This window comes from Flavobacterium arsenatis, assembly GCF_031456785.1.
Classification (GTDB): Bacteria; Bacteroidota; Bacteroidia; order Flavobacteriales; family Flavobacteriaceae; genus Flavobacterium; species Flavobacterium arsenatis.
In genome coordinates, this window is the sequence record NZ_JAVDVI010000002.1 from 294,238 (window position 1) to 307,339 (window position 13,102).

Genomic DNA, 13,102 nt, shown 5'->3' on the forward strand with positions numbered 1-13,102 from the left:
GGGTTCAGAACAAAAAGATTGTAACGGACAGCAGGAAAATGGCCTACAAAAATACGCAAACGTTTCGCTCCAAAAGCTATTATTTCCAAATTTCGCTTTCTATTAACATCGGAATTATTACTCCTATGATAATGGATGAAACGATGAGAATCCAGTCGCGTTTTGAGTTTCGGAAGAAATTCTGGACGATAAACGATATGATCAGGACGATTAGCACGACAATAATTTGGGCCAATTCGATTCCGAGTGCAAATTCCAACAGCGGTAACATCTTATCTCCGGCTGAACCTCCTAGTATGGATTTGAAGTAATTAGAAAATCCGAGTCCGTGGATGATTCCAAAGAATAAGGTGATGAATCCTGTGACGCTGATATTTTCCTTTTTGGCAGATTTTCCTGCTGTAAAAAGGTTGTAAACGGCTGTGCAAAAAATGGTTATTGGAATGAGGAATTCGACCAGACTTGCTTTTATGGTTACGATTTCGAAAACGGAAAGGAACAAGGCCAAGGTGTGTCCGAGGGTGAAAACGGAAACGAGGATCAATACTTTTTTCCAATCCTTGAAGGCATACGGAACGGTTAACGCTACGAGAAAAAGGATGTGGTCGTAGGCATTGATGTCCAGAACGTGTCGCAGGCCTATTTCGAGATATATCAAAAATTCTGACATGGTAAATAATTTTAAACGTTTTTGGGGAAGTCAAACTTACAATTTATTTCGGGAATAATGAATTCTTACTGTTATAAGGCAATGATTTGTTTTTAGTGCTAAAACTTTTGAACTTTACTGATAAAAATTTTTGAAATAGAATTATATTTGCAAGATATTTAAAACATGAATTATGTCATTTGCAGAATTATTTGATAGCGGATTTAAGAACAGAAATAAAGGTCACTTTTCTTCTATTGTGAGGGTTGCAATGGAAAACGGACACTTGAGCGAAGAGGAAAGATTGTTTCTTGATAAACTTGCACACCAATTGGAAATATCTGATGAAGAATATAAAGAGATTCTTGAAAATCCTTTGAAATACCCAATTAATCCTCCGTACTTGCATACTCAAAGGTTGGAGCGTTTGTATGATTTGTCGAGAATGGTTTATGCAGATCACGTTTTGGGACCAAAACAAAAAGAAATCTTGACACGTTTTGCATTGGCTTTGGGTTTCACACCTGGAAACGTTCAGTATATTGTGGATAAGGCTTTGTCTTTGTTGGTCTTGAATGTTGATTTGGATACGTTCCTTTTTGAGATGCAACACATGAATAAATAAGAAAAAGAGAAGAAAGACGAAAGACTTTCACACACTAATTTTTATGATTTAAACCATTAAGGTATTAAGTTTATTAAGCCATGCTTAATTTTCTTAATACCTTAATGGTTTTTCTTTTTGTAAAATTAGTATTTGCTAAGTTTAGCCTTCATCATAAAATCTTCAGCCTTTTCTACCATATTCAAGCTTCCGCAGAAAAACGGCACGCGTTGATGCAATTCCGTTGGTTGAATTTCCATAATTCTTCCAAAGCCGTCAGAAGCTTTTCCTCCGGCCTGTTCTACCACAAAAGCCACCGGGTTACATTCGTACAACAAACGCAATTTCCCTTTTTGTGCTTTTGAACTTGTTGGATAAATATAAATTCCGCCTTTAATCATATTTCTATGGATGTCGGAGACCAAGCTTCCGATGTATCTTGAAGTATAAGGTCGGTCGCCTTCTTCCGTTTGGCAATATTTGATGTAATCCTTAACACCTTGCGGAAAATGGATGTAATTCCCTTCGTTGATGGAGTAGATATTTCCGTCTTCCCTGAATTTCATATTCGGATGCGAAAGATAGAATGTCCCAATTGCAGGATTCAACGTAAATCCGTTCACGCCGTGTCCGGTTGTGTAAACCAGCATTGTTGATGTTCCGTAAATCACATAACCTGCCGCAACTTGAGCCGTTCCCGGTTGAAGAAAATCCTCCAACGTAACCGGAGTTCCAATTGGTGTTATCCTTTTATAAACCGAAAAAATAGTTCCCACAGAAACGTTTACATCAATGTTTGATGAACCGTCAAGCGGATCCATCAAGACCACATATTTATTATTATGACCGCTGTCCAAGCCTTCAACAGTAATAAAATCATCGTTTTCTTCGGAGGCAATTCCGCAGACAATTTCCCTATTGATGAGTGTCTGGATGAAAACCTCGTTAGCATAGACATCGAGTTTTTGCTGATCTTCGCCTTGGATGTTCTGTTCTCCTGCAGCACCAATTATATCAACCAATCCGGCTTTGTTTACCTTATAGTTGACCACTTTCGCCGCCAATCGGATAGAGTTGATAATTTTGGATAATTCTCCAGATGAATACTGATGGTCTTTTTGTTTTTCGATGATAAATTCACCTAAAGTCTTGTTGCGTTCTTCCATTGCGAAATCGTTGTAGTTAAAGAGGTACAAATATCGGTTTTTTTGTGAAAATGGAAGCCTTTTTATTGGATAGTTTCACAGAATTGTATATTTGCCGAAATTATTTCCCATGAACATTCGAAAAGGCACGAAGGAAGATATGTCTTCGGTTTTAAATCTGATAAAAGAACTGGCAGTTTTTGAGAAAGAACCTGATGCAGTTGTGGTTACGGTTGATGATTTAGAACGCGATGGTTTTTCAGAAAATCCTTTATTCTACACTTTTGTTGCCGAAGTTGAGGCTGAAATTGTTGGCGTTGCACTCTATTATTACCGTTATTCTACTTGGAAGGGAAAGACCATCCATCTCGAAGATTTGATCGTAAACGAGAAAATGCGAGGAAAAGGCATCGGCTTTGCCCTATATTCAGAAATCCTGAAGCAAGGAAAATCAGACAATGTGAAACGAGTAGAATGGAATGTCCTCGACTGGAACACACCTGCAATAGATTTCTATGAAAAATCGGGAGCCAAATTGCTCGAAACTTGGCGCGTGGTTCAAATGGACGAAAAGGGAATTGAAGAATTCAACAATCTAAATACCAAATAAATCCAGATTCAGGAAATCCTAAATCCTAAATCTAAAATCTAAAATCTAAAAATGAGAGTATTCAAATTTGGAGGCGCTTCTGTAAAAGATGCAGCCGGAGTAAGAAACGTTTATGACGTTCTTCAAAAAGTGGGTTATGAAGATGTGTTGCTAGTGGTTTCAGCAATGGGAAAAACCACCAATGCACTCGAAGTGGTGATCAAGAATTATTTCGACAAGTCGAAGGAATTGCAGGCTTCTGTTCAGGAAGTCAAGAAGTACCACAACGAAATCCTGATGGATCTTTTTGAAGAGGAGAAGCACGTTGTATTTAAAAACGTGACAACTCTTTTTGCCGAATTGGAATATTTCCTAAACCATAACAAATCGCCCAACTACAACTTTGTTTACGATCAAATCGTGAGTTTCGGAGAATTGATTTCGACCACCATTTTGAGTCATTATATGAATTACAAAGACATCAAAACCAATTGGATTGATGTTCGCGATTTCATCAAAACCGACAGTAATTATCGTGATGCAGGAGTAGATTGGGATTTGACACAGCAAAACATCTCCAAAAATGTAAAGCGAAAAGTGCTGAATGTTACGCAAGGATTTTTGGGTTCAGATGAAAATAATTTTACAACCACTTTAGGCCGTGAAGGTTCCGATTATACTGCAGCCATTTTTGCCTATTGCTTGAATGCCGAAAGCGTAACCATCTGGAAAGACGTTCCCGGAGTGATGAATGCAGATCCGAGATTTTTTGAAAATGCAACCTTATTGAATCAAATTTCCTATCGTGAAGCAATCGAGTTGGCATTTTATGGTGCAACGGTTATCCACCCGAAAACCTTACAACCCTTGAGAAGAAAGGAAATTCCTTTGTTTGTAAAATCATTCATAAACCCTGTCCTGCCTGGAACAAGCGTGAGTAAGGGAGCCGATCTTGAGCCACATTTGCCGTGTTTTATTATCAAGAAAAATCAATTGCTGGTTTCGCTTTCGTCTATCAATTTTGATTTTATTATGGAAGAAAACATCAGTGAAATCTTCGGATTGTTCCACAAATATAAAATGAAGGTAAGCTTGATTCAGAATTCTGCCATCAGTTTTTCGGTTTGTATTGAAGATAAATTTGGCAATTTCAATGAGCTAAAAAACATACTTTCTAAAAAATTCCAAGTTTCCTATAACGAGAATGTTTCGCTCTACACCATCCGCCATTTTGATGAAAAAGCTTCGCAGATGGTAGAAAAAAACAAAGAGGTTCTTTTGAAGCAGGTGAGTCGCGAGACGATGCAAATTGTGACGAAGGAAGTATAAAAACTTCAACTTACATTAATAAACACCTATTCCAATTTATAGCAATATGAATTGAAAATAGGTGTTTTTTATTTTATCCATATATTCCCAGTGATTTCTTAAATGGGAAAATGTTCTTTTATTTGTTTTTGTATATACAAAAAATATATACCTTTGTGATATATAAATTCATACAAATGAAAACAGTCTCACTGAAAATTGATGATTCGATATTTGGAGAAACCGAAAAAATTTTGTCCAAAATGAGCATCCCAAGAAATAGATACATCAACGAAGCGATTGAGTGCTATAATAAATTAAAAAAAAGACAACTTTTAGAGCAAAAACTAAAAGAAGAATCTGCATTGGTTAAAGACGATTCAATCCAAATCTTAAAAGAATTCGAAAAAATTGACTATGCAGATGAATCAATATGAAATTTGGATAGCCGATTTGAATCCGCAAATTGGAACTGAAGCTGGAAAAACAAGACCTGTTTTAGTGGTTCAAACGAATCTATTAAATAAAATTCCGCATCCATCCACAATAGTTTGCCCAATTACCACAAATATTCAAAGTGATTCGGATATCTTGAGGGTTCATCTCAAAAAAGGCATGGCAAATTTAAACGAGGATTGTGATGTCATGATGGACCAAATTCGAGCAATCGACAATAAAAGATTAATCAAAAAAGTAGGAAACGTTCCGCTCCATCTTATTGAAAAGATAAAAGAGAACCTTTCTATAATGATGGATTTAGAATAATTCAAAATTCCCTCATCCATTTTTCGGTTTACCAGCAAAAAAAGAGCAAAGTTAATTTTAGAATTTTAAATACTACTTTTGAGGTTTTAGAGTTATCTATCTATGCTTAAAAAACTTCTTTTTTGTCTTGCAATCGGTTTCTTTTCGGGCTTGAATGCCCAGGAAATCAATTCGCCCTACAAGACAAAAAAGATTCTTCCTTCGCGTGACACCATAAAATTGGACAGCGTTAGCATCAATCCGAGTTTTTTTAAAGTGATTGACCAAGCCGGGATTGCCGTTGACAGTTCCTTTTATAGAATAAACTTTCAGAAGGGGACTCTGGTTTTCAATGAAAATTATACAGCTTCTGACACTTTAATTGTCCGTTTTTTTAAACTCCCCGATTATCTCACCAAAGAATACAGCATTTACGACAAAAGCCGTGTCGTAAGCAACAATGCTTCTGGCGGATTGTATAAGGTTTCGCAAGATCCATCCAAGCGATTTGTTCCTTTTGATGGTTTGAATACTTCCGGAAGCATCACCCGTGGCGTTACGATTGGAAACAATCAGAATGCGGTTGTGAATTCGGCTTTGGATTTACAGATTACAGGAAAAATTTCCGATAAGGTCAGTTTGAGGGCTTCCATTCAAGACACCAATATTCCGTTGCAGGAAGGCGGATATTCTCAAAAACTGGATGAATTCGACCAGATTTTTATTGAGCTTTTCAGCGACAAATGGAGTATTCGAGCTGGAGATTTATTTCTAGAAAACCGACAATCGAAGTTCTTGAATTTCAATAAAAAAGTACAGGGTTTGTCGGCTAATTTTACTTTTGGAGATGAAGAAGCCAAGACCAATGTTTTCGCCTCGGCGGCTTTGGTTCGGGGCCAATATGCCAAAAGTACGTTTGTCGGTCAGGAAGGAAATCAAGGGCCTTATAAACTTCGTGGACCGAATGGCGAATTGTTTATCCTCGTGATCTCAGGTTCCGAAAGGGTTTATGTGAACGGAATTTTGCTGAAACGTGGCGAAAACAACGATTATATCATCGATTATAATGCTGGAGAAATCATCTTCACATCGCTTTTCCCGATTACTTCCGAGATGCGAATCAACATCGAATACCAATATTCTGATCGAAATTATACCCGATTTGTGACTTATGCTGGAGCGATGCATGAAAGGAAAAGTTGGAGCATCGGTGGATTTTTATATTCTGAAAATGATGTAAAGAATCAGCCTTTGCAACAAAATTTATCTCCAGAACAAGCCCAGATTTTGGCAGAAGCTGGCGATAATCCGGATTTGATGACCGCTCCATCGGCTTATATCGATTCCTATTCCGAGAACAAAATTCTTTATAGAAAGACTTTTTTCAATGGTGTAGAAATTTTTGAAGCTTCAACCAATCCCGACGAAGAATTATACAATGTTAGATTTTCGCTCGTTGGAGGGAATATGGGAAATTATCAACTGAAATCGGTTACGGGAACAGGAAGAATTTATGAATATATAGCTCCCGAAAACGGCGTTCCGCGAGGCGATTATGAACCCATAAGCCGATTGGTTCCGCCAACAAAAATCCAGATTGCTACGGTTTTAGGAAAATACAATCCATCTGAAAAAACGAATATTGATTTTGAAATTGGCTTGAGCAACAACGACCAGAATTTATTTTCCTCAATTAATGATGACGACAATCAAGGTTTGGCAGGAAAAATCAACGTCAAGCAACGTCTGCTTTCTAAAAAATGGCAGATTGATGCTTTCGCGAATTATCAATTTGTTCAGAAAAATTTCAAGACCATCGAACGTTTGTTTACCATAGAATTTGACCGTGATTGGAATTTGACCAACCCAACGGGCGACCAAAGTTTGCTGATTTCAGGAGCTTCCTTCATCCTGCCAGAAAAAGGACAATTGACGTATCAGTTTGAAAAACTCGATTTCTCGGATAGTTTTTCGGGCAACCGCCACGTCATCAACGGGAATTTCAAGTTGAAAAACTGGAGCTTCCAGAACAACGGAAGTTATCTGCAAAGCGACGGAACACTTTCTACTTCGAAATTTCTTCGCAATCAAACACAGGCACGTTATCATTTTGATAAAAACTGGGTTGGTGCGACATTACGACTCGAAGACAATCAGGAAAAAATAAAGGCGACGAATTCTTTTTCGGCTTTAAGCCAAAAATTTACGGAATATGGAGCTTTCATCGGAAGGGGCGATTCTACGAAAGTATATGTTGAATTGGGCTATTTGAACCGAACCAACGACAGTTTGCAGAATGGTTTTCTGAAACGCGTGAACACCTCGAATTCCTATTATCTGAAATCAAAACTGATTCAGAATGACAAGACCGATTTGTCCATATTTGTCAATTATCGAAAATTAAAATATGAAGATAAAACCCGTGAAGACGAACCTTCGCTGAATTCGAGATTGCTTTACAACACCCGATTTTTCAATCAATTGATTCAACTTACAACGGCTTATGAAACCACTTCCGGACGGATTGCCCAACAGGAATTTTCGTATCTTGAAGTAGAACCAGGACAAGGCGTTTATACTTGGAACGATTATAACAACAACGGAACCCAGGAATTGGAGGAGTTTGAAATTGCTCCGTTTCCCGATCAGGCAAAATACATCCGAATCTATTTGCCGAATCAGGTGTTTTTGAAGACGCATCAGAATAAGTTTTCGCAATCCGTTACTTTGAATCCAACCCAATGGCAAAATGAAAAAGGCTTCAGGAAATTTTTGTCCTATTTCTACAATCAGACTTCCTATTTAACCGAACGAAAAATTGAACGAAAAGGCAGTGAATTTGATTTTAATCCATTTAGTTCAAACGATGAAAACCTTTTGGGATTGAACTCCAGTTTCCGGAACAGCTTGTTCTATAACCGCGGAAAACAGAAACATTCGGTTACCTATACGTATCTGACCAATCGTGTTCGGAATTTGCTATCGGTTGGTTCACAGGAAAACACGAATAAATCGCATCAGTTGCAATATGCCCATTTGCTTCAAAAAAGCTGGCTGATTGGTTTGGCAGGAAAAACAATAGAAACCGCACTTTTCTCTGAAAATTATGGTGCTAAAAACTTTGAACTATCAGGCTATCAATTGGCTCCGAAGATTTCCTATTTGTTTTCAAAAAGCACAAGCTGGGATTTGTTTTATGAATTTCAAAACAAGGAAAACACGATTGGCGATTCGGAAACCCTCAAACAACAACGCTTTGGAACTTCGTTTACTTATGCAAGCCAAAAACAATTTACGATGAATGGCGAAATTTCCCTGTATCAGAATGATTTTTCTGGAGATGTATTGTCGCCTGTTGCCTTCCAGATGCTCGAAGGACTCCAGGCTGGCGAAAACCTCACTTGGCGTTTGTTGGTTCAAAAAAACCTAACCCAATATCTGGACATTAACATCAATTATCAGGGAAGAAAAAGCGAAACGAGCAAGGCCATTCATACCGGAAACATTCAGCTAAGAGCCTTTTTTTAGGATTTCATTTACGAATTTTAAGAAAATATTTTTTTTTTCGCTTAATTATCTATTATTTTACACCCGAATTACGAAAAACTGTACCCCCATTTTTACCGTATATGCATTTATTAATGACTTATTAGCTAATTGTTAATTAATGATTGACAGGTTTTTACATTTGTTACCATTTTGATAATAATACTAAAAAAGTTTTGACTGAGCGTTTTTTTTTTTAATTTTACCGCCTATTAAATCAGAGATGAAGAAATATATTGTACTGTTTGTGTTTTTATTTGGGATTAATGTTGGGTTTGCCCAACCTGGAGGTCCTGGTGATACTTGCCCGTGTTGTGATGAACTTTTGGCAAACCCACAAGACGGACCTACTCCAAGTGAAGAAGCAGACTATTATGCTTGTACAAATGCATGTACTGCTGGCGAAAGTCCCTGTGCTCCAATTGATTCAGGTATTTTACTATTACTTGCTTTTGGAACATTACTAGGAGTATATAAAGTATATAAAAACAAAAAAAGACAATTTGAAAATTAATTCAAATTGTCTTTTTTATTTTTAGCCCTTTTTGTCATTTCGACGAAGGAGAAATCTCATAATACTTGGCAATCTAGTGAGATTTCTCCTTCGTCGAAATGACAAAATCAAGCAAATTAATTCCGTTACAAATCAAACTTGATTCCTTGTGCCAATGGCAAACTCGTTGTATAATTGATTGTATTGGTTTGTCTTCTCATGTAGATTTTCCAAGCATCAGAACCTGATTCTCTTCCTCCTCCGGTTTCTTTTTCTCCACCAAAAGCACCGCCAATTTCAGCACCAGAAGTTCCGATGTTTACGTTGGCAATTCCACAATCTGAACCTTGAACCGAAAGGAAATATTCGGCCTCACGCAAATTGTTGGTCATAATCGCAGATGAAAGTCCTTGAGCCACTCCATTCTGAACATCCAAAGCATTTTCTACACCACCAGAATATTTCAACAAATATAAAACTGGTGCGAATGTTTCATGCTGCACGATTTCAAAACTATTATCAGCTTCTGCAATTGCCGGTTTCACATAGCATCCGCTTTCGTAACCTTCGCCAGAAAGAACGCCACCTTCAACCAATATCTTACCGCCTTCGGCAACTACTTTTTCTAACGCTTTATTGTACATTTCAACAGCATGAGTGTCAATTAATGGTCCAACGTGATTGTTTTGGTCCAAAGGATTCCCGATTCTCAATTGCTTGTAAGCCGAAACAATCGCATCTTTTACCTTGTCATAAATACTATCGTGAATGATCAATCTTCGAGTAGAAGTACATCTTTGTCCAGCAGTTCCAACCGCTCCAAAAACAGCTCCGATAACCGTCATTTTAATATCAGCATCTGGAGTAACGATGATCGCGTTGTTTCCTCCCAACTCCAATAATGATTTTCCTAAACGTCCTGCAACAGCTTGAGCAACGATTTTACCCATTCTGGTTGAACCTGTAGCCGAAACCAATGGCACTCTTTTATCAGCCGTCATCAATTCTCCAATTTTATAATCGCCATTGATCAAGCAAGAAATTCCTTCAGGAAGATTGTTTTCCTTCAACACTTCGGCAATGATGTTTTGACAGGCAATTCCGCAAAGTGGCGTTTTTTCAGATGGTTTCCAGATGCAAACGTCTCCTGCAATCCAAGCCAAAGCCGTATTCCAAGCCCAAACTGCAACCGGAAAGTTAAATGCCGAAATAATTCCCACAACTCCCAACGGATGATATTGTTCGTACATCCTGTGTCCAGGACGTTCCGAATGCATTGTCAAACCGTGCAACTGACGCGAAAGTCCAACTGCAAAATCACAGATATCAATCATTTCCTGAACTTCTCCCAAACCTTCCTGCAACGATTTTCCCATTTCATACGAAACCAATTTCCCCAAAGCATCTTTCTTCTGACGTAATTTTTCTCCAAACTGACGTACGATTTCACCTCTTTGTGGAGCTGGCATCACACGAAAAGTCTTGAAAGCTTCGGTAGCAGTTTGCATTGCTTTTTCGTAATCTTCTGGAGTAGAAGTTTTTACTTTTCCGATTAATTTCCCGTCAACTGGCGAAAAACTTTCCAATACTTCTCCGTTAGAGAACCAATTGTTTCCTGTTGATGTCCCTTCGTTTATTTCTTTAACTCCCAATTGTTTCAAGGCTTCGGTCATCCCGAACTGTTCTGCTATTGTTGCCATTTATAACTATTTTAAGGTAAATTGTATTATTTTTTGCGAAGTTATGATTTTTGATTTAATCCTGCCAATTGAAATTACATTTTTGGCAATAAGCTTTTGTTAATTGTAAGTATAAGGAGCGAAACTTTAGGGCTTTTTGGAAACCCGTATTCCTGCTGGAGCCACTCGCTTTGTCTCGTTTTAAGAACGAGACAAGAGCTCAAACAATGGCACCATCAGGGCTAGGATGGAAACTATTCGAACTTTTGGAAACGCTTCTAGCCCAGATTACAGTGGAAAGCCCGGAAATAAAAAAGCCAGTGTTTTTTGCTCCAAAAAAGCGACCAGCGGAAGCTCTTTTTGGGGCTTAAAAACACTGGCTTTTTTATTGAGGACTTGCAACGGAAAGCTGGAATAGCTCCAGAAAAAAATTATTTCTTGATGGAATATCTAGGGTCGGTTTCCATCACGGTTCCACATTTATCGCAAGTTCTCAAATGTTCTGAATTATAAAAATGCTGAAAATGAGGAAGAAAATCTTTTTCAATATCATGTAGTTCAAAATAAACTTCGTGCAATTTATGGTTGCAGTTATCGCAAAACCAAAGCAAACCGTCGGTGAAACCTTTTCCGGCTCGCTTCCTTTCGATCACCAAACCGATAGAATTTTCGGAACGAACGGGAGAATGTGGTGTTTTGGCGGGATGCAGATACATATCGCCAGCCGTGAGTTCCATTTCCTTTCGTTCGCCGTTTTCCTGAACGATTACTTTTATGGTTCCTTCGAGCTGGTAGAACAGTTCTTCGGTTTCATTGTAATGGTAGTCTTTTCGGGCATTTGGTCCGGCAACCACCATTACGATGTAGTCCTGAGAATCTACATAGATGTTTTTGTTGCCAACGGGCGGTTTCAGGAGATGACGGTTTTCATCAATCCATTTATTGAGGTTGAAGGGTTTTGAAAGTGGCATAGTTATTATTTTAGAGCTAATTTACGGAAAATAAACCAGCAGTAAAGGGAAGTTTGAAATTGATTTTATACCCGTAGAAACTATTATTAGACACGAATTCCGCCAATTTCCACAAATTTATTCGTGAAAATTGACGGAATTTGTATCGGAAATCTTTCCAATAAAAAAGGCTAGCGTGATGCTAACCTTAATTATATGTCTTATTTCATTTCCTTTATCAGATAGATGTAAACCGGAAAGTGATCGCTATATCCTGGTTCGCTTGAAGAATTTCGCAACGGGTATCCTTTATATTGTCCCGAAGTTTGGATCAGGAACTGCTTGTTGTAGATTCCTGCTTTCCAATAACGAAGTGACGAATAATCATTTCTAATCAACGCTTCCGAAACCATGATCTGATCGAAAATATCGCCTGAATCCCTGTAAAACAAACTCGCATGACCTTCGTTTGCCATTTGTTCAAAAGGATTATAGATTCCGAATTTCTGAACTTCCGACTTTTTTAGTTTTGCTCCAATTCCTTCTTTAACACTTTTATTATAGGCACCATCATTCAAATCGCCCATAGTGATAATTTTTGCATCTGGATTGATCTTGAATAAAGAGTCCATTATCTTTCTGTTAAGTTTTCCAGCAGCTTCTCTATAAGGACTGCTTCGTTTTTCTCCACCGGAACGTGATGGCCAGTGGTTTACTATAACGTGAATTTCTTCGCCTTCGAGAATCCCTGTCACCAATAATTGATCACGGGTGTACACTCTTTTACTTGTTGGATCAACTTCTGGTTTTTTCACATCATCCGCTTCATCATATTTGTCGTTCTTAACCACTTTCAATTGATCTTTGTAGATGTAAAGCGGGATGTTTTTATAGCTTGTTGGTTTAAAAAACTTTTTCTGATAAAGTAATCCAACGTCAATTCCTCTCGCATCTGGCGAATCAAAATGCACGATTCCATAATCTTTACTAACCAGTTGAGGATTTTTTACAAGATCTTCCAATACTCCTCTATTTTCAACCTCGCAAACACCTATTATTGTTGGTGATTCCTTTTGTTGTTCATTTGTTCCAATTCCTGGAATCACTTTTCCAAGATTATTAAGCTTCTTTTTATATTTTGCAGAAGTCCATCCTGTTCTTGGAAGATACTCTTCGTCAAAATTTGGCCCTTTCAGAGTGTCAAAAAGATTCTCCACATTGTAAAATGCAATGGTATGCACTTTATACTTTTTTTCCTGTGCATTAGCTGTAATCATTGACAAAAAGACAATTAAAACGGCCATTGAATTTTTAATTCTCATATATACTATATTAATTTATCATCAAGTTTAACATAAACTTGGGGGCAAAAGTAAATAATATTAATTTAAAATG

At 37.7% G+C, this 13,102-nt stretch carries 13 protein-coding genes; 8 read left to right on the top strand and 5 right to left on the bottom strand.

What is annotated here, in order from left to right; all coding sequences use genetic code 11:
* Positions 1 to 79 precede the first annotated feature (79 nt).
* Entirely contained in the window at positions 80 to 670 is a 591-nt protein-coding gene (locus tag J2X31_RS03855) for a HupE/UreJ family protein (RefSeq protein WP_310024568.1), read from the bottom strand.
* Positions 671 to 842: 172 nt separating this feature from the next.
* Here J2X31_RS03855 and J2X31_RS03860 point away from each other — a divergent pair, with 172 nt between their 5' ends.
* Positions 843 to 1,274, top strand: a complete 432-nt coding sequence (locus tag J2X31_RS03860) for a tellurite resistance TerB family protein (RefSeq protein ID WP_310024570.1) — start codon at positions 843 to 845, stop codon at positions 1,272 to 1,274.
* Positions 1,275 to 1,399: 125 nt separating this feature from the next.
* Here J2X31_RS03860 and fbp read toward each other — a convergent pair whose 3' ends face one another.
* Positions 1,400 to 2,419: a class 1 fructose-bisphosphatase gene (gene fbp, locus J2X31_RS03865; RefSeq protein WP_310024692.1), complete on the bottom strand. Its 1,020-nt coding sequence runs from the start codon at positions 2,417 to 2,419 to the stop codon at positions 1,400 to 1,402.
* 109 nt (positions 2,420 to 2,528) lie between these two features.
* Here fbp and J2X31_RS03870 point away from each other — a divergent pair, with 109 nt between their 5' ends.
* The 6 genes from J2X31_RS03870 to J2X31_RS03895 all read left to right on the top strand — a co-directional run bounded on the left by J2X31_RS03870 (position 2,529) and on the right by J2X31_RS03895 (position 9,099).
* Positions 2,529 to 3,008: a GNAT family N-acetyltransferase gene (locus J2X31_RS03870; protein ID WP_310024572.1), complete on the top strand. Its 480-nt coding sequence runs from the start codon at positions 2,529 to 2,531 to the stop codon at positions 3,006 to 3,008.
* A gap of 51 nt (positions 3,009 to 3,059) precedes the next feature.
* Complete coding sequence (locus tag J2X31_RS03875; RefSeq protein ID WP_310024573.1) at positions 3,060 to 4,316, top strand: aspartate kinase; 1,257 nt, start codon at positions 3,060 to 3,062, stop codon at positions 4,314 to 4,316.
* A gap of 176 nt (positions 4,317 to 4,492) precedes the next feature.
* Positions 4,493 to 4,732, top strand: coding sequence for a hypothetical protein (locus tag J2X31_RS03880; RefSeq protein WP_310024575.1), 240 nt, complete (start codon positions 4,493 to 4,495; stop codon positions 4,730 to 4,732).
* Positions 4,719 to 5,060 (top strand): type II toxin-antitoxin system PemK/MazF family toxin, encoded by a 342-nt coding sequence (locus J2X31_RS03885; RefSeq protein WP_310024578.1) that lies wholly within the window; start codon positions 4,719 to 4,721, stop codon positions 5,058 to 5,060. Before J2X31_RS03880 ends, J2X31_RS03885 begins: the two co-directional genes overlap by 14 nt.
* Before the next feature lie 102 nt (positions 5,061 to 5,162).
* Positions 5,163 to 8,567, top strand: a complete 3,405-nt coding sequence (locus tag J2X31_RS03890; protein ID WP_310024580.1) for a DUF8818 domain-containing protein — start codon at positions 5,163 to 5,165, stop codon at positions 8,565 to 8,567.
* 241 nt (positions 8,568 to 8,808) lie between these two features.
* Positions 8,809 to 9,099: an Fjoh_0651 family PID-CTERM protein gene (locus J2X31_RS03895; RefSeq protein ID WP_310024582.1), complete on the top strand. Its 291-nt coding sequence runs from the start codon at positions 8,809 to 8,811 to the stop codon at positions 9,097 to 9,099.
* Between the two features lie 125 nt (positions 9,100 to 9,224).
* Here the strand turns inward: J2X31_RS03895 and amaB are convergent, their stop codons facing one another.
* On the bottom strand, positions 9,225 to 10,778 hold the full coding sequence (amaB, locus tag J2X31_RS03900; protein WP_310024585.1) for an L-piperidine-6-carboxylate dehydrogenase: 1,554 nt from the start codon (positions 10,776 to 10,778) through the stop codon (positions 9,225 to 9,227).
* A gap of 206 nt (positions 10,779 to 10,984) precedes the next feature.
* Between amaB and J2X31_RS03905 the strand changes: the two genes are divergently transcribed.
* Positions 10,985 to 11,128 carry a hypothetical protein gene (locus J2X31_RS03905; protein ID WP_310024588.1) on the top strand — a complete coding sequence of 48 codons (144 nt, stop codon included), beginning with the start codon at positions 10,985 to 10,987 and terminating at the stop codon, positions 11,126 to 11,128.
* Between the two features lie 60 nt (positions 11,129 to 11,188).
* On the opposite strand, the gene J2X31_RS03910 is transcribed toward J2X31_RS03905, so the two are convergent.
* Entirely contained in the window at positions 11,189 to 11,728 is a 540-nt protein-coding gene (locus J2X31_RS03910; RefSeq protein ID WP_310024590.1) for a 3-hydroxyanthranilate 3,4-dioxygenase, read from the bottom strand.
* A 200-nt stretch (positions 11,729 to 11,928) separates the two neighbouring features.
* Entirely contained in the window at positions 11,929 to 13,029 is a 1,101-nt protein-coding gene (locus tag J2X31_RS03915; RefSeq protein ID WP_310024592.1) for an endonuclease/exonuclease/phosphatase family protein, read from the bottom strand.
* Positions 13,030 to 13,102: the final 73 nt, after the last annotated feature.

Bases quoted from the DNA above. Each gene is read 5' to 3' on its own strand.
- J2X31_RS03910 (WP_310024590.1), bottom strand. From the start codon at position 11,728: ATGCCACTTTCAAAACCCTTCAACCTCAATAAATGGATTGATGAAAAC.
- J2X31_RS03855 (WP_310024568.1), bottom strand. From the start codon at position 670: ATGTCAGAATTTTTGATATATCTCGAAATAGGCCTGCGACACGTTCTG.
- J2X31_RS03875 (WP_310024573.1), top strand. From the start codon at position 3,060: ATGAGAGTATTCAAATTTGGAGGCGCTTCTGTAAAAGATGCAGCCGGA.
- J2X31_RS03905 (WP_310024588.1), top strand. From the start codon at position 10,985: ATGGCACCATCAGGGCTAGGATGGAAACTATTCGAACTTTTGGAAACG.
- J2X31_RS03880 (WP_310024575.1), top strand. From the start codon at position 4,493: ATGAAAACAGTCTCACTGAAAATTGATGATTCGATATTTGGAGAAACC.
- J2X31_RS03860 (WP_310024570.1), top strand. From the start codon at position 843: ATGTCATTTGCAGAATTATTTGATAGCGGATTTAAGAACAGAAATAAA.
- J2X31_RS03915 (WP_310024592.1), bottom strand. From the start codon at position 13,029: ATGAGAATTAAAAATTCAATGGCCGTTTTAATTGTCTTTTTGTCAATG.
- J2X31_RS03885 (WP_310024578.1), top strand. From the start codon at position 4,719: ATGAATCAATATGAAATTTGGATAGCCGATTTGAATCCGCAAATTGGA.
- J2X31_RS03895 (WP_310024582.1), top strand. From the start codon at position 8,809: ATGAAGAAATATATTGTACTGTTTGTGTTTTTATTTGGGATTAATGTT.
- amaB (WP_310024585.1), bottom strand. From the start codon at position 10,778: ATGGCAACAATAGCAGAACAGTTCGGGATGACCGAAGCCTTGAAACAA.
- J2X31_RS03870 (WP_310024572.1), top strand. From the start codon at position 2,529: ATGAACATTCGAAAAGGCACGAAGGAAGATATGTCTTCGGTTTTAAAT.
- J2X31_RS03890 (WP_310024580.1), top strand. From the start codon at position 5,163: ATGCTTAAAAAACTTCTTTTTTGTCTTGCAATCGGTTTCTTTTCGGGC.
- fbp (WP_310024692.1), bottom strand. From the start codon at position 2,419: ATGGAAGAACGCAACAAGACTTTAGGTGAATTTATCATCGAAAAACAA.